This is a genomic window from Mesorhizobium sp. L48C026A00, assembly GCF_000502375.1.
GTDB classification, from domain to species: Bacteria; Pseudomonadota; Alphaproteobacteria; order Rhizobiales; family Rhizobiaceae; genus Mesorhizobium; species Mesorhizobium muleiense.
This window is the reverse complement of record NZ_AYWU01000009.1, coordinates 193,974-209,356: the sequence shown is the minus strand read 5'-3', so window position 1 is coordinate 209,356 and position 15,383 is coordinate 193,974. Positions and strand designations below refer to the sequence as shown.

The 15,383-nt window shown below is 62.5% G+C and carries 13 protein-coding genes and 1 pseudogene; 12 read left to right on the top strand and 2 right to left on the bottom strand.

Annotated elements, in window-relative coordinates; translation table 11 throughout:
- The first annotated feature begins 8 nt into the window (after positions 1–8).
- The 4 genes and pseudogenes from X738_RS60010 (at position 9) to X738_RS59995 (ending at position 5,718) form a co-directional block, all read left to right on the top strand.
- Positions 9–1,745: a glycerol-3-phosphate dehydrogenase/oxidase gene (locus X738_RS60010; RefSeq protein ID WP_023799689.1), complete on the top strand. Its 1,737-nt coding sequence runs from the start codon at positions 9–11 to the stop codon at positions 1,743–1,745.
- Positions 1,718–2,560, top strand: a complete 843-nt coding sequence (locus tag X738_RS60005) for a class I fructose-bisphosphate aldolase (protein ID WP_023799688.1) — start codon at positions 1,718–1,720, stop codon at positions 2,558–2,560. The genes X738_RS60010 and X738_RS60005 overlap by 28 nt, the downstream gene beginning before the upstream one ends.
- Positions 2,561–2,585: 25 nt before the next feature.
- Complete coding sequence (locus X738_RS60000; protein WP_023799687.1) at positions 2,586–4,100, top strand: FGGY-family carbohydrate kinase; 1,515 nt, start codon at positions 2,586–2,588, stop codon at positions 4,098–4,100.
- Positions 4,064–5,718, top strand: a pseudogene (locus X738_RS59995) (GMC family oxidoreductase). Before X738_RS60000 ends, X738_RS59995 begins: the two are co-directional and overlap by 37 nt.
- A gap of 80 nt (positions 5,719–5,798) precedes the next feature.
- Here X738_RS59995 and X738_RS59990 read toward each other — a convergent pair.
- Positions 5,799–6,587 (bottom strand): class I SAM-dependent methyltransferase, encoded by a 789-nt coding sequence (locus X738_RS59990; RefSeq protein ID WP_023799684.1) that lies wholly within the window; start codon positions 6,585–6,587, stop codon positions 5,799–5,801.
- Positions 6,588–6,699: 112 nt separating this feature from the next.
- Between X738_RS59990 and X738_RS59985 the strand changes: the two genes are divergently transcribed.
- From X738_RS59985 to X738_RS86080, 4 genes are all read left to right on the top strand, one after another.
- On the top strand, positions 6,700–7,830 hold the full coding sequence (locus X738_RS59985) for an ABC transporter substrate-binding protein (RefSeq protein WP_023799683.1): 1,131 nt from the start codon (positions 6,700–6,702) through the stop codon (positions 7,828–7,830).
- Complete coding sequence (locus X738_RS59980; RefSeq protein ID WP_023799682.1) at positions 7,820–8,887, top strand: FecCD family ABC transporter permease; 1,068 nt, start codon at positions 7,820–7,822, stop codon at positions 8,885–8,887. Before X738_RS59985 ends, X738_RS59980 begins: the two co-directional genes overlap by 11 nt.
- The gene (locus X738_RS59975; RefSeq protein WP_023799681.1) at positions 8,881–9,666 is read left to right on the top strand and encodes an ABC transporter ATP-binding protein; all 786 of its coding nucleotides are present in this window, start codon (positions 8,881–8,883) and stop codon (positions 9,664–9,666) included. The genes X738_RS59980 and X738_RS59975 overlap by 7 nt, the downstream gene beginning before the upstream one ends.
- A 508-nt stretch (positions 9,667–10,174) precedes the next feature.
- Positions 10,175–10,429, top strand: a complete 255-nt coding sequence (locus tag X738_RS86080) for a hypothetical protein (protein WP_023799680.1) — start codon at positions 10,175–10,177, stop codon at positions 10,427–10,429.
- A 121-nt stretch (positions 10,430–10,550) separates the two neighbouring features.
- Here X738_RS86080 and X738_RS59965 read toward each other — a convergent pair whose 3' ends face one another.
- On the bottom strand, positions 10,551–11,495 hold the full coding sequence (locus X738_RS59965; protein ID WP_023799679.1) for a lipid kinase: 945 nt from the start codon (positions 11,493–11,495) through the stop codon (positions 10,551–10,553).
- Positions 11,496–11,657: 162 nt separating this feature from the next.
- Here X738_RS59965 and X738_RS59960 point away from each other — a divergent pair, with 162 nt between their 5' ends.
- From X738_RS59960 to X738_RS59945, 4 genes are all read left to right on the top strand, one after another.
- The gene (locus X738_RS59960) at positions 11,658–11,891 is read left to right on the top strand and encodes an AbrB/MazE/SpoVT family DNA-binding domain-containing protein (RefSeq protein ID WP_027156398.1); all 234 of its coding nucleotides are present in this window, start codon (positions 11,658–11,660) and stop codon (positions 11,889–11,891) included.
- A complete protein-coding gene (locus X738_RS59955; RefSeq protein ID WP_023799677.1) occupies positions 11,888–12,292 on the top strand; it encodes a type II toxin-antitoxin system VapC family toxin in 405 nt (134 codons plus the stop codon). The genes X738_RS59960 and X738_RS59955 overlap by 4 nt, the downstream gene beginning before the upstream one ends.
- Before the next feature lie 156 nt (positions 12,293–12,448).
- On the top strand, positions 12,449–13,531 hold the full coding sequence (locus X738_RS59950; RefSeq protein WP_023799676.1) for a hypothetical protein: 1,083 nt from the start codon (positions 12,449–12,451) through the stop codon (positions 13,529–13,531).
- Positions 13,510–15,144: an ABC transporter transmembrane domain-containing protein gene (locus tag X738_RS59945; RefSeq protein WP_023799675.1), complete on the top strand. Its 1,635-nt coding sequence runs from the start codon at positions 13,510–13,512 to the stop codon at positions 15,142–15,144. Before X738_RS59950 ends, X738_RS59945 begins: the two co-directional genes overlap by 22 nt.
- Positions 15,145–15,383: the final 239 nt, after the last annotated feature.

Below are 15,383 nucleotides of genomic sequence, written 5' to 3'. Positions count from 1 at the left end.
GTCCTGAGATGAATCGCATCCAGACGATCGCCGGCTTGCGCGAGACCCCCGATGTTGACGTCCTCGTCATCGGCGGCGGCATCAACGGCATCAGTGTGTTTCGCGAACTCGCTTTGCAGGGCGTCGATGTGCTGCTCGCCGAAAAGGGTGATTATTGTGGTGGCGCCAGCGCAGCCCTCTCGCGCATGGTTCATGGCGGCTTGCGCTACCTTGAAAACGGCGAGTTCAAGCTGGTTCGCGAATCTCTGCTCGAACGCGATCGGCTATTGAAGAACGCTCCGCATTACGTTGCGCCACTGCCAACCACAGTGCCTATCTTCGACCTGTTCTCAGGCATGGCAAATGGCGCGTTCCGCTTCCTTGGGCTAAGCCGTCGTCCGGGTCGGCGCGGCGCATTGGTCATCAAGACCGGCTTGGCGATGTATGATTTCTTCACCGCCGCACGGCGTATCGTCCCGACGCACAAGTTCAGGAGCCGCGCTGAAACACTCGAGGTCTGGCCCGCAATAAACCCTGCTGTCCGCAATTCGGCGACATATTTTGACGCCTGGGTCAGCCACCCCGAGCGGCTGGGTACCGAGATGCTGCGCGACACCATGAAGGAAAAGCCATCCGCTCGAGCGCTCAACTATGCACGCGTATTGCTCGGTGACGCGGGCCTTGCGCTTAACGACGGACTGTCTGGCGAAACAGTTGCCGTGAAGCCGCGGCTCGTCGTCAACGCCACAGGCGGCTGGATCGACCTGACCAATTCGGCTATCGGAGCCGTTGCGCCCAAGTTTATGGGCGGCACCAAAGGATCGCATCTGATCGTCGATAATCGCGAGCTTCACGACGCCCTCGACGGCCACATGATCTATTACGAGAACGAGGACGGCCGGATCTGCATTCTGTTCCCCTATCTCGGCAATGTGCTGGTCGGCTCGACGGATATCCGTGCCGACGATCCCGACCAGGCGCGCTGCGAGGACGACGAGCGGCAATACATCCGGCAGTCCGTGTCCTTCGTGTTTCCCGGGATCGAGATCGCTGATTGCGACATCGTCTTTCAGTTCACCGGGGTGAGGCCGCTACCGACAAGCCAGGACAGTTTTACCGGGCGCATTCCCCGCGATCATTTCTGCGAGCTCATCGAGGGCGCCGGTATAGTGCCGCCGACGCTGTGCATGATCGGCGGGAAATGGACAACCTTCCGGTCGTTCGGCGAACTGGCAGCGGATATCGTGCTCGGGCGATTGTGCCGACAGCGCATCGTCGGCACCGAAAACATGCCGATCGGCGGCGGCCGGCATTTTCCCATGGCCCCCGAAAAATGGTGCGCAGAGCGCGCGGCGGTGCATGGCCTGTCGCTTGACCGCATGCGCAGCCTCTTCGAGCGCTACGGCACCGTGGCGGATGCCGTCGCCGCCTTTTTGGCAGCGGGACAGGACGAGCTCTTGCCTGGCAGCGACTACTCGGTCCGGGAGATTCAGTATCTCATCGCCAATGAATATGTCGAGCAGTTGGAGGACCTGCTGCTCCGCCGCACGACAATTGCCATCACCGGTGCTCTCTCTTGCGACCTTCTCGACGCGGTTCTCGATATTCTCGCAGTCGAAAAGAGCTGGGACGCTGCGCGCAAGACATTCGAGCGCACCGATTTCCTCGCCCTGCTGCAGCGCCAGCACGGCGTCGATCTCGACCAGCTATCGCAAAAAGACCAAGGAAGGAGCGCCGAATGCGCATCAACAAGAAAGTCCGCATGAACCGGCTGTTCGGCGGGGCGCGTTGTCTCGACGTCGCAATCGACCATGGCGTATGCAACGAGCCGTCGTTCCTGGAGGGGCTGGAGGATATGGCCGGCGTCGTCGGCCAGCTGGTCGCCGCGGGGCCGGACGCCATTCAGATGAATTATGGCCAGGCCGATCTGCTGCAGTCCCTGCCCGGCAAGGACAAGCCGGCATTGGTCATGCGCATAGACATGGGCAATCCATACAACAAAACCCGCCATCGCTCGATGTGGGCCATCCTGCAGAACGAAGCCGAGCCGCTGATCGGCGCGCTGGAGATGGACGCGGCCTGCGTGGTCGTCAATCTGTTCATGCTGCCCGACGAGCCGGACCTGTTCCGGCAATGCGTCCACAACATCGCCAGGGTTCGCGCCGACTGTGAAAGATATGGCTTGCCGCTGATGATCGAGCCGCTGGCAATGCTGCCCAATTCAGAACGCGGAGGCTACATGGTCGACGGCGACCCAGAAAAGATCGTCACCCTGACCCGGCTCGCCAGCGAGATGGGCGCCGACATCATCAAGGCGGACCCGACCACCGATCCGAACGACTTCCACCGGGTCGTGGCGGCGGCGCGCTGTCCTGTCCTTGTGCGCGGTGGGGGCAGGGAGGATTTGCGCACAGTCTTCGACAAGTCGGCGGCGCTGATGGCACAAGGCGCGGCAGGCATGGTCTATGGCCGCAACATATACCAGCATTCCAACCCTCGCGCCGTCGTGAGAGGGTTGATGGCGATCATCCATGAGAATGCCGATGGCGCGGCGGCCTGGGAGCTCTACCAGCAACAATAGTCTTTGCAGCTTGGGAGGAGCTTCAATGCAGCGATACATTCTTGGTCTCGATGCGGGCAATACCGTCATCAAGGCCATCATCTTCGACACCGCCGGTCGCGAACTCGCACTTGCCGCTCGCGACGGCCGCTCCTGCATGCCAGAGCCCGGCCATGTCGAGCGCGACCTTGGCGAATTGTGGCGCAACGCCGTCGAGGTCATCCGCCAGTGCCTCGACCAGTCGGGCATCGACCCCCGCGACATCGCGGTGATCGGCTGCGCCGGCCACGGCAACGGGCTCTACGCGCTGGACCGCGGCGGCGCCCCGTTGCTCGGCATCCAGTCGCTCGACACGCGCGGCGTCGGCATCGTCAGCGAATGGGCGGCCGCAGGCGTTGGCGACCGGACCTATATCCACTGCCTGCAACGGCCCTGGGCGGCGCAGACGCCGACTCTGCTGGCGTGGCTCAAGCGCCATGACCCGGCACTTTTTGCCAAAATAGGCACCGTCTTCCTGTGCAAGGATTTTATCGTCAACCGCCTCACCGGCGCGCGCTCGACCGAGACCTCGGATATGTCTGGCTGCGGGCTTTTGCACATGCCTGATCGACGCTACGAGCCTGAGTTGCTGGCCGCCTATGGTCTCGACGATTGCATGGAACTGCTGCCGGATGTGCTGGAAGCCTCCGCCATCGCCGGCCATGTCACGCGCGATGTCGCCGCTGCCACCGGCCTTCTTGCGGGCACGCCTGTGGTGGCCGGCCTGTTCGACGTCGTCGCCAGCGCCATCGGTTCGGGCGTCACCAGCACCGGCGCCGCCTCGATCATTGCCGGCACCTGGAGCATCAACCAGGTTATCACCGAAAAGCCGATCCGCGATCCGTCGATCTTCATGCTGTCGACGTTCGATCCGCTGCGCTATCTCGCCATCGAATCGAGCGCCACTTCGGCCGCAAATCTCGAGTGGATCGTGCGTGAGTTCTTCGAGCATGCGCCGCCGGCAGGCGCATCGCCATTCGAGATCTGCAGCGAGCTTGTTGCTTCCGTTGATCCCGCAGGAGACATGCCGATCTACCACCCATTCCTTTACGGCTCGCAGCAGAACGGCAAGGCGCGTGCCGGTTTCTACGGCATCGCCGGCTGGCACACGCGGGCGCATATGCTGCGCGCACTGTTCGAGGGCGTCGTCTTCGAGCACCGGCGCCATGTCGAGACGCTGCGTCGAGCGGGAGCCATTGTCAGCCAGGCGGTGCTTTCGGGCGGCGGCTCGCGCAGCGCCGTCTGGCCGCAGATATTCGCAGATGTGCTGGACGTGCCGGTGACCGTGGCGCGCAGCCGCGAGACAGGTGCGCTGGGAGCTGCAATTGCAGCCGGGACAGGCGTCGGCCTGTTTGCCGACTTCTCTGCGGGCGCCGCCGCGATGACCGCGCCCGACCGCTGCTACCAGCCCAATAGCGCGATCGCACCGGTCTATGAGCAGCGCTATCGTCTCTATGGCGAGATCAACCAGGCCATGGGCCCGCTATGGGACAGGATGGCAAGCGAACGGACGTCCAATTGACACAGACCGCTGCCGATTTTGGACACTACGACTTTATCATCGTCGGCGCGGGTTCAGCCGGCTGCGTGCTGGCCAACAGACTGTCGGCCAATCCAGCCATGCGCGTGCTGCTTCTGGAGGCCGGCGGCAGCGACCGCTACCACTGGGTCAACATTCCCATCGGCTATCTCTATTGCATGGACAACCCGCGCACCGATTGGCTGATGAAGACCGAGCCGGAGGCCGGGCTGAACGGTCGTGCACTCAACTATCCGCGCGGCAAGCTTCTGGGCGGCTGCTCGTCGATCAACGGCATGATCTACATGCGCGGCCAGGCGGCCGACTATGATGGCTGGCGGCAAGCCGGAAATCCCGGTTGGGGCTGGGATGACGTGCTTCCGTATTTCCGCAAGTCCGAGGACCATTTTGGTGGCGCCAACGACCTTCACGGCGCCGGTGGCGAATGGCGCGTCGAGCGCCAGCGCCTGTCGTGGCCGATCCTCGATGCCTTCCGCGATGCTGCCGAGGAACTCGGCATCCCCGCACCGAGGACTTCAACGGCGGGACCAACGAAGGGTCGGGCTATTTCGAGGTCAACCAGAGGAAAGGCGTGCGCTGGAATACCTCGAAGGCGTTCCTGCGCAGCGCGCTGCGACGGCCGAATTTGCGCGTCGTCACCGGCGCCGAGACCGAGACGCTGGATTTCGACGGAGCTTGCGTCACCGGCGTTGTCTTCCGCATGGGCGGCCAGCTGCATCGAGCGCGGGCAGGCGAGACGATCCTTGCCGCCGGCGCGATCAATTCGCCGAAGCTGCTCGAGCTTTCCGGCGTCGGCCGACCTGCCGTGCTTGGCGCAGCAGGAATCCCGGTTCGCCACGCGCTGGAAGGCGTCGGCGAGAACCTGCAGGATCATTTGCAGATCCGCACAGTCTTCAAGGTCGCCAACGCCTCGACGCTAAACCAGCGCTACCACAATCTGTTCAGCCGCGCGGCCATGGGCGTCGAATACGCTATCCGTCGCAGCGGACCGCTGTCGATGGCGCCGAGCCAGCTTGGCATCTTCGCAAGAAGCGACCCACGCCTGGAGACGCCCGATCTCGAATACCATGTCCAGCCGTTGAGCACTGACCGGCTGGGCGAGCCGCTGCATCGTTTCCCCGCGGTCACGGTTTCGGTCTGCAATCTCAGACCGGAAAGCCGCGGCACCGTCCACATGGAGGCGTCCGATCCGCAGGCGGCTCCGAAGATCCGGCCGAACTATTTGTCTACCGAGGTGGACAGGACCGTGGCTGTAGCATCGCTCCGCCACGTCCGCCGCTTGATGAAGGCGCGCGCCATTGCCCGTTTCGCGCCTGAGGAAATGCTGCCCGGTGCACATTATGAAAGCGACGAAGATCTCGTCCGCAAGGCCGGCGATATCGGCACGACGATTTTCCACCCGGTCGGCACCTGCAAGATGGGCGCAGGCTCGACGGCAGTGGTCGACGGCCGGCTGCGGGTGCACGGCATTTCCGGCCTGCGCGTCGTCGACGCTTCGATCATGCCGACGATCGTTTCCGGCAACACCAACTCTCCAGTGGTCATGATCGCGGAGAAGGCATCGGAAATGATCCTGCAGGACGCCAACCAGAAGAAATAATCCTCGGTGGCGCATGAACTGACGCAGACCGGCAGCTATTGCCTGTCGTGCCGCGCCCGCTCCATGCAGCGCCGAGTCGTTTACTGCGGCTTTGTCGCGCAGATTGCGAAGCGATGTTGAGTGGCGCGTTCGAGCGCCTTGGGCCAACTCATCTGTCGAGCCTGAGCGCGATGGATCGCGCCCAGTTTCCAGTCCACGACCGGCTGCTCGAACCCGGCTTCGGCCAGCAAGCGAACTATCTCGTCCGCCCGTGCGCCGCCTGAGAAATAGACACGGGCAAGAATGTTCTGGTGACGTCTGGCCATGGCGGCGCCGTCATTGTCCGAGACCTGGGACTTGCCGGCCGTGAGCTTCTCCCAAAATTCTCGCAAACGCGTCGCCCAGTTGCGGCTGACAAAATCGCCGTCGATGACCAGCAGCCTGCCGCCGGGCTTCAGCAGCGAGAACCATTCGGAAAAGGCCGCCTTCGGATCCAGCAGCGTCCAGACCAGGTGACGGGTGACGATGACATCGTAGCTCGCCCTGTCCTCGAGCGTCCGTTCTGCATCCTTCACGATGAAGCGGATATCGGCGCCGCGTTTTTGTGCCTTGGCGCGCGCCTTGGCAAGCATGGCTTCCGACCAGTCGAGGCCTGTCACCACAAAGCCCAGGTCGTGCATCAGATGCGAAATGACGCCAGTCCCGCAGGCGAGATCCAGAGACGCCCGCCCGGCGCCTGGCCCAAGGTGCGTAGTTAAGAGCGCGTGCCAGGCGGCACGCTCCTGCTCGGAAAAAATCTCGTGGCCGACCTGCAGGTCGAATGTCTCGGCGCGGTCGGACCAATAGTCCCGGATCTCGTCGCGCAGCGAATAGTTTGCGTGAGCCGTCATTGCCCGAAACGCACTCCCCAAGCGGCTACATTGGAATTGCTCTAAAAGAAAATTCTTGATTATACAATTCATGTTTCATAAGCGGGGCCGGCAACTGAATTGCGAGAGCCCAATGATTTTGAAATCGATATTTGCGGCCGCGGTCGCGCTCGCGGCCTTGATGCCGCTTACCCCAGGCGCGCGCGCCGAGACCGTCACCGACATTACCGGCCGCAAAGTCGAGGTGAAGACGCCGGTCGAGAAGGTCATCCTCGGCGAAGGCCGGCAGATCTACCTGATCGCCGCGCTCGATACCGACAACCCTTTCAAGCGCATCGTTGGCTGGCGCGAGGATTTCTCCCAGGCCGATCCCGACAATTACGCCGTCTATCTGGAAAAATTCCCGTCGATGGCGGCGATACCGACCTTCGGCGGTTTCAAGGACGGCACCTTCGACATCGAGCAGGCCATCGCGCTTGACCCGGACGTGATGATCTTGAACATCGAGTCCAAGCAGGCAACCGAGGACGCACAATATATCGAGAAGCTCGCCGCCGTCGGCATTCCGGTGGTCTATGTCGATTTCCGCGAGCAGCCCTTCACCAACACCGAGCCGAGCATGCGCCTGATCGGCAAGCTGCTTGGCCAGGAACAGCGGGCCGAGGCGTTCATCGCCTACCGCGCGGCCCAGATCGCGCGCGTCACCGATGTGATCGCGGGGAAGGATCCCAAGCGCCCGACCGTGTTCATCGATCGCGCCGGGGGCTATTCCGATGATTGCTGCATGAGCTTCGGCAACGACAATTTTGGCAAGTTCGTCGACATGGCCGGCGGGGCCAATATCGCGGCCGGCCTGATCCCGGGCACGTTTGGCGCGCTCAATCCCGAACAGATCATCGCCAGCGATCCCGACCAGGTGATTGTGACGGGCGGCAATTGGGAGGCCTATGTGCCGGGCGGCAAATGGGTCGGCGTCGGTCCCGGCGCCGACGAAGCGGCGGCACTGAAGAAACTCAAGGGCCTGACCGAGCGGCCCGCGCTAACCGGCATCAAGGCGGTGGAGAACGGGCAGGTCCACGCCATCTGGCACCAGTTCTACAACAGCCCCTATCAGTTCGTCGCCATACAGCAGATGGCCAAATGGCTGCATCCCGACCTGTTCGCCGATCTCGACGCCGAGGCCACCTTCAAGGAGTTGCACGAGAAGTTCCTGCCGGTCGGGTACAGGCCTGGCCATTGGGTCTCGCTCTCCGATGAGCAGTGAACCGGCCGCACTGTCAGCCAAACAAGGGCGCGGGCTCTACCGCGCCCTTGTCCTGCGCAAGCAGCTGATCCTGGCGGGGCTCGCCCTGGCGCTGCTGCTGAGCCTCTGCATCGACCTCGCGCTCGGGCCCGCAAGCTATAGCCTCGACCAGGTGGTGCTCGCCCTGGTTTCTCCCGGCAGTGTGCCGCTTCAGGTGCGCGTCGTGTTGTGGGACATCCGGCTTCCCATCGCGCTCATGGCAGTGGTCGTCGGCGCAGCACTGTCGGTCGCCGGTGCGCAGATGCAGACCATCCTCAACAATCCGCTCGCCAGCCCGTTCACGCTCGGCATTTCGGCGGCGGCCAGCTTTGGGGCAGCCCTCGCGCTCGCCTTCGGCGTCGCGCTGATCCCGGCGGCGATCGAATATATCGTGCCGCTGAACGCCTTCGTGGTGGCGATGCTGACCGCGCTCGTCATCCACCTTCTGAGCCTCAAGCGCGGCGTGACGGTCGAAACCATCGTGCTTCTCGGCATCGCGCTCGTATTCACCTTCAATGCGCTGCTGTCGCTCGTCCAGTATCTTTCCTCCGAGCAGGCGCTCGCCGCGGTCGTGTTCTGGACGATGGGAAGCCTCACCAAAGCCACCTGGCCCAAGCTCATCATCACCAGCCTCATCCTTCTCGCAACACTTCCGATATTCGTGCGCCGCGCCTGGGCGCTGACGGCGCTGCGGCTAGGCGAAGACAAGGCCGCGAGCTTTGGCGTCAAGGTCGCACGCCTTAGGCTCGAAGCCATGATGATGGTGAGCCTCCTTGCTGCCATTCCCGTCGCCTTCGTCGGCACGATCGGCTTCATCGGGCTTGTCGGTCCGCACATCGCCCGCATGCTGATCGGAGAAGATCAGCGCTTCTTCCTGCCCGCCTCGGCGCTTTCGGGGGCGCTCATCCTTTCGGCGAGTTCGGTTGCCAGCAAGTCGCTCGTTCCAGGCACGATCTTCCCGATCGGCATCGTAACCTCGCTTATCGGCATTCCCTTTTTCATCTCGCTGATCCTCGCGAATGTGAGGCGCTCATGGTAACGATCAGGCTCGATGGTCTCGGAGCCTTCCACGGGGCGCGGCTCGTCCTGTCGGATGTTTCAACTCCCATTTTCCGGGGTGGCGAGGTTGTCGCCGTGATCGGGCCCAACGCAGCGGGGAAGTCGACGCTGTTCAAGCGCATCGCAGGACTTCTGAAGGGCCCGGGACGCGTCTGCCTCGAGGGAGCGGCGAAGGGGCCGGACGGCATCTGCTATATGCCGCAGGATACGGCAGCCAACGCGGTGCTGACCGTCTATGAATCGATCCTGCTCGCCCGCAAGCAGGGCTCGGCCTGGTCGGTCAGCGATGGCGACCTCGCACTCATAGACGGCATCCTGGCCGCGCTCAGCATCTCGGATCTTGCCTTTCGCAACGTCGGAGAATTGAGCGGGGGGCAAAGGCAGGTGGTAAGCATCGCCCAGATCCTGGCTCGCGAACCTGAAATCCTGCTGATGGACGAGCCGACGTCCGCGCTTGACTTGCACCGGCAGGTCGAGGTGCTGACCTTCATGCGCGGGCTTGCGCGCAAGCACGGGATCGCAGTGCTGATCGCAATTCACGACCTCAATCAGGCCCTGCGCTTCGCCGACAAATGCATCGTCATCGCCGAGGGCCGGATGGTCGCCTGCGGCACGCCGGAAGATGTTGTCACCCCGGCGCTGTTGCGTGATGTGTACCGCGTCGAGGCGAGGATCGAGCGCTGCTCGCGGGGCATCGGTCATGTCATGGTGGACGGCGTCGCCGCCGAAACGGCAGCGACTGCATCGATAGCAGCTTAGGCATCTGCGGTCGAAAGCCAAAACCTAGAAAATAGATCAGAATTATGGCGTAACTAATTGAATTAAAAACATTTTCGGACGCCAAAGCGGTTACTTTGGCGACGAATGGAGGCGTTCGCTTACGACCGCTGCACGTCCCTCGACGAGTTGCTGTTCTACGAGACATCTTGGGTAGACAGAGGTCGTGAAAACGCGCGATAAGGTTAGCCTGCGCTAGATTCAGAGATGGTCGAGGCACCAGAAGATGGCACGCCGAATGTGCGACGCAATGCTTGGCTTCGCGGCGCTTGCCGTAACCGCGTGCCAATCGGCGCCTGAAACGCCGCGACCCAGTCTCGAACCTGCGTTAGGACCTGGACCCATTCCGGCCCAAACCGCCCCGGATCCTGCCGCTGTTCCCTCCGGCTCGGCAATTATTGATCAATCCGTGGCGGTCACTCCGCCTGCCAAGACCGTCCCGACAAAATATGCTGCTTTTTCGGGTCTATGGGCCGGACGATTGGATGGGATGTATGACGCCAAACTTGCTGTTCAGACGATTTCTTCCAATGGCAAGGTGACGGTCACCTATGCGTGGGGAACTCTGGGCGACAACCATCCGGGAGAGGCCGCCGGCACTGGAAGAATCGTGGGGACTACGTTGAAGCTTGAGCGCCTGCCGAATGGTGCAGACGTCAGTTTTGTCATGCGGCCCGACAGAACCCTGGCCGGAACCGTCAGGCTTGCCGGTCAGACCTACACGGGCGCGTTCGTCAAGCAATGATTAAAGACATGCCCGGAAGGCTATGTTGCTGTTGCCAGATCAGCCTCCAGAGGGCGCCGACTTCTGATCGAGAGATGACCGCGGGCGATTGGGTTTATTCGACGCGCGCTTGATCGCCAGTCTAGCCGCCGTTTGCGCTGACCGCGTCACCAAAGACCTTTGTGCGGGGCTGTATGCGCGCCGCGGCAGGCGCGAACACCGAAATTGCCTTCGGGTGGACCTTGAAATGCGCCGGGGTCGAGGTGACGATCTCACCGTCAGTGTTCACCGGCATCGGCCTTTTCGTCTCGATGTCGAACTCGACGCATCTGGCTGTGCGAACCTCGCTCCAGGCGCCGTGCGTGCCCGAGCGGAACGAGCGCAACAAGAGCGCCATCTTCCAGAGATTCGTCATTTCCAGGCTGTACAGGTCGAGATGGCCGTCATCGATCTCCGCCGTCTCCTCGACGACGTTGCCGCCGCCATAGTGGCGGCCGTTGCCGACCGCTATCTGGTAGGTCTCGACTTCGGTCGTTGCGCCCTTTTCGGTAATCCTTGCTTCAAAGTGGCGGGCCTTGGTCAACACTTTCATGGCCGCCAAGGCATAGCCAAACCTGCCGAAACGCTTCTTCAGCGCCGGATCCAGCCCCTGGGCAAGATCGGTGCTGAGGCCGATGCTCGCGACGTTGAAGAAAGCGTGACCATTGACGGTCCCGATATCGATCAGACGTCGTCCGCCCTCTACTATCACGTCGGCCGCCTTCCCAAGATCCAACGGTATTTCGAGGGTGCGCGCCAGATCGTTCGCCGTCCCCATCGGAATGATGCCCATCGGCAGCCCGCTTTCCATGACCGCGACCGCCGCCGAGGACACCGAGCCATCGCCGCCGCACACGATCACAAGATCGGCCCTATGGCGAAGGCGCACGATGTCGCGTGCTATCTCGGGCAGTGCCTCAAATGTCTCGACGCTGACGCGGAGCCCTCCGGCTTCCAGCCGCTCGACGACCGGTGCGAGAGATTCCTGCCCGCGTCGTGCCTTTGGATTGATGAGTAGAAGCGCGCGTCTGTTCGTGATGTCATTCATGCGGCGTAGATAGGGTGCGTGCCTGCGGATTACGACGTCGACAGGCGCGCCTGGGAAAACAAGTCACAAAATCATGGCTTTGGCAGCCGTTTGCGGAGGTTGAAATTCGGCTGACATGGTAATACCTTGTGGAAAATGGGTATTACCAAGGTGCAAGATGAGATGACCAACACAGTCACAGCCAAAGGACAGGTGACCATCCCGAAGCCGGTCCGGGACCTGCTCGGAATCGTTCCGGGCAGCAAGGTTGATTTCCGCCGCACCGATGACGGCAATGTGGTGATTGTGCGTAGTGACAAGAAGCAGCCCGCGAGCCGCTTCGCGAAATTGCGCGGCCATGCCGGCAAGGGGCTCGACACAGACGCGATCATGGCGCTGACGCGTGGCGACGCGTGACGCTGGTCGACACCAACGTTTTGCTCGATCTTGTCACGGACGATGCGAACTGGGCGGATTGGTCGATCGCCCAGCTTGAGGCGGCAAGCCTCAATGGGCCGTTGTTGATCAACGATGCGGTCTATGCCGAACTTGCCGTCCGCTATGACCGCATCGAGAGTATCGACGCGTTTCTTGACGAAGCCGGTCTCCAAATGGCTCCGATGCCCCGGGCAGCACTGTTCCTCGCCGGAAAGGTCTTTACGCAGTATCGCAAATCGGGCGGATCGCGCACTGGTGTGCTGCCTGACTTCTTCATTGGCGCCCATGCGGCCGTCAATGGACTGCCGCTGCTCACCCGCGACGTTGGCCGCTACCGCACCTATTTTCCATCGCTGAAACTGATCGCACCGGGCGCCTGAACAGCCCGCCTGCCCGAGAACACGTGTGCGTAGGCGCCGCGGCTTGGGTCTACGGCGATCGTGGCGAAAAGAATTGCAACTCCACCGAGAATAATCCTGGTTCGACTGCGTTCTCCCCCCGGTAACAGCGCCCCCTTGGTGACCGGAGAGACCACAATGGAAATTCTTGACTGCGAACGCATCGCGAAGGCCAAGCGGGCTTTCACGACCCGCCGAATTCCCACTGAGCGCATGCGGATGTTGCTTTCGCCTCCCGCCGAACCGAAGGCAGGCGACCTGGTGCTCGCGCGGATCGAGGCGCTCGGTCACCACAAGTCGGTCGAGCTGCCCTCGGGACGCAAGGCGGCACTTGCCGCGACGGACGAAGTCGTCCTGGCCTACGGCAACCGCTACGCCCCTGATCAGTTCGAGGCGATCGTTCCGGCAGATCTCGGACCGTGCCATATGGTGGCGGCAGGCGGAGTGGCTTCGCGGGCGTTGGCATGGCACGACAAGACCATGTCTCCGACTGCGATCGTGCCGCTCGGCCTCGTCACCAACTCATGCGGCCGCGTTCTGAACGTTGCAGACTTTGCGGTCGCGCCGCAGCCGGCGCGGCTCACCCCGCCGACAATCGTTGTCTTCGGAACGTCGATGAATTCGGGCAAGACGACAACAGCTGCAAGCCTCGTGCGTGGTTTGACCAGGGCAGGTTTCGCAGTTGGTGCGGCAAAGGTGACCGGAACCGGAGCCGGCAATGATCTCTGGTCGATGATGGATGCCGGAGCATGCGCCGCTCTTGATTTTACTGATGCCGGCTTTGCCACGACCTATCTTGCCCCAATCGATGCCATCGTCGAGGGCGCGCAGCATTTGCTGCATTCTCTTGCCGCCACCGGGGCGGAGATCGCGGTTCTGGAGGTCGCGGATGGGCTATTCCAGTCCGAGACGGCCGCGCTGGCAAAGTCCCCGAAATTCCGCGAGCTGACCGGCGGCGTGCTGTTTGCCGCAGGCGATGCGATGGGGGCGGTGGCGGGCTGCGAAAGGCTGCGCGAGCTTGGATACGACGTGCTCGGGCTCAGCGGGGTCCTGACCTGCTCGCCGCTGGCGCGCCGGGAAGCAGGCACTGCCAACGTCCCTGTCTATGGCGTCAAGGAACTCACCGATCCGGCGACCGCGGCAAGCATAGTCTCAGGGATGTTGAACCCGCGCCTGATGGTGATCGCTGGAGGTGCACAATGCCTCTACCAGGAATCCTGATCGGCACGCGACTGGTCGCCCTTGCGGTTCTTGTCGCCATCGGCTTTGCCAAGGCCGCCACGTCGCTCGCTCTTGTCGCCATCGTCGGTGCAGCGGTTTCCGGGGAACCGCAGCCGCTCGGGCAGGGCAGGCTGATCGTGGCCAGCCTTTCGCTCGGCATCGCCCTCTTCGCACTCGGGGTGATGCAGCGCCGACAGGGGGCAGCTTTTGCACTGGACTATGTGCGCGAGGTCCGCAGACTGCTGGTCGAGCAACTCTTCGCGTTGCCGCCTGGCGCCGGCCGGACCGGTCTCGGCCTGGTAATGACCCGCCTCGTCACCGACCTCTCCGCCATCAGATCCTGGCTGGCCGACGGCGTGGCTTCCCTCTTTGTTGCGGGTCCTTCCGTCGTTCTCATCGTGGTTGGCGCCTTCTGGCTTGCCCCAGGGGTTGCGCCGTTCCTGCTTTGCGGCGTTCTTGCCTGGTCGATCGTCTGTCTTGTTTCCCTGCCGTTTCTTCACCGGGCCATCCGCGAAAGCCGGCGGAGGCGGGGACGGCTTGCCGGTCGTCTCGGCGACATCGTTGCCGCCCGGGCGGCGTTTGCCCATTTCGGCAAAAGCGGAACGTCCACACGCAAGATCGACCGGATGTCGGAAGCGCTCAACATGTGGCTCGTTCGCCGGGCAGGGTGGTCGGGGGCTGCGCGCGCGTCCAGCGACTTCGTCATGCCCGTGATCGTCGTCATTCTCGTGGCCTATGCGTTTTCGGGCCGCCCGGCGATGCTGGTTGGCGATCTCAGCACGCTATTGCTCCTCGCCGGACTGACGGTTGGCCAGCTTTCCGACCTCGCTCGCGCCGCCGATTATCGGCTTGCCTATGTCGAGTCCCGCCGCCGGATTGCCTCCATCCTGGCAAGGCCGGTGCTTGCGGATCCTGTGAATCCAGTTCCCCTGCCGCGCTCGACGTCAGGCCGGCGGCTGCGCATCGAATTTCATTGCCGAAACGGCACGCCGTCAAAAGTGCTGGATGCCGCGCCCGGCGCCTCGATCCTGCTTGGCGGTGATACGCCTGAAGCACGCAGCGCGCTTTTTTCCAGCATCGCAGGTTTTGAGGAAAACAGCGGCCTGGCGATTTTCCTCGATGACATTCCTGTCGACAAGATTTCGCGGCGCGACCGGCGCCGGGCAATCACCCTTTTGTCGCCGGCGATCCCGTTGGTGCGGGCTACAATGGTCGACAATATAGCCCTGGGAGCGCCCTCAGCGACCCCGCAGGAAGAGATAATCGCCACGGCCTCGCTGTGCGGCCTGGCAGTCGATGGACCGCCAGACAGCGGCCAGAGACTGGAGCCCCCTCAAATCAGTGCCATGCAGGCCGCCCGGATCCGTGCCGCACGAGCGCTGGTTCGATCAGCGGCCGTGCTCCTTATCGACGACATCGATGTCTGCAAGGACCGGGACTTGCTTGCGGCCGTTCTTGCACACGCGCGTGCCGCGCAAACGACAGTGATCGTCTCGTGCGAAGCAGCCACTGCGGGCATGGAATTCGATGATACCTGGTTCTCGATTGCGCGTGATCGAGAGATCGCCCTGCTGCATGTCTTGTTGCAACCCCACCTGAATAGTCCTGTTTAGGTTCATCGATCCACAATATGGATCGCATTTTCGCCGCAAGTCGCTGATATACAGCCGATTGCATGGCAAAAATCGGTTATGGGAAATTATAGGTCCATGATATAGACCTAAGTGCGAAGATCTGGTTCGAGCGGGAGGAGATCGCTTCGTTCCGATTTCGGCGTGAGCGTTTCAGGCAGGCGTTGTTGCCTGGTCCGAGCGGAGGAGCTTGAAGCATGGCAGCCGCCAGCAACAACACG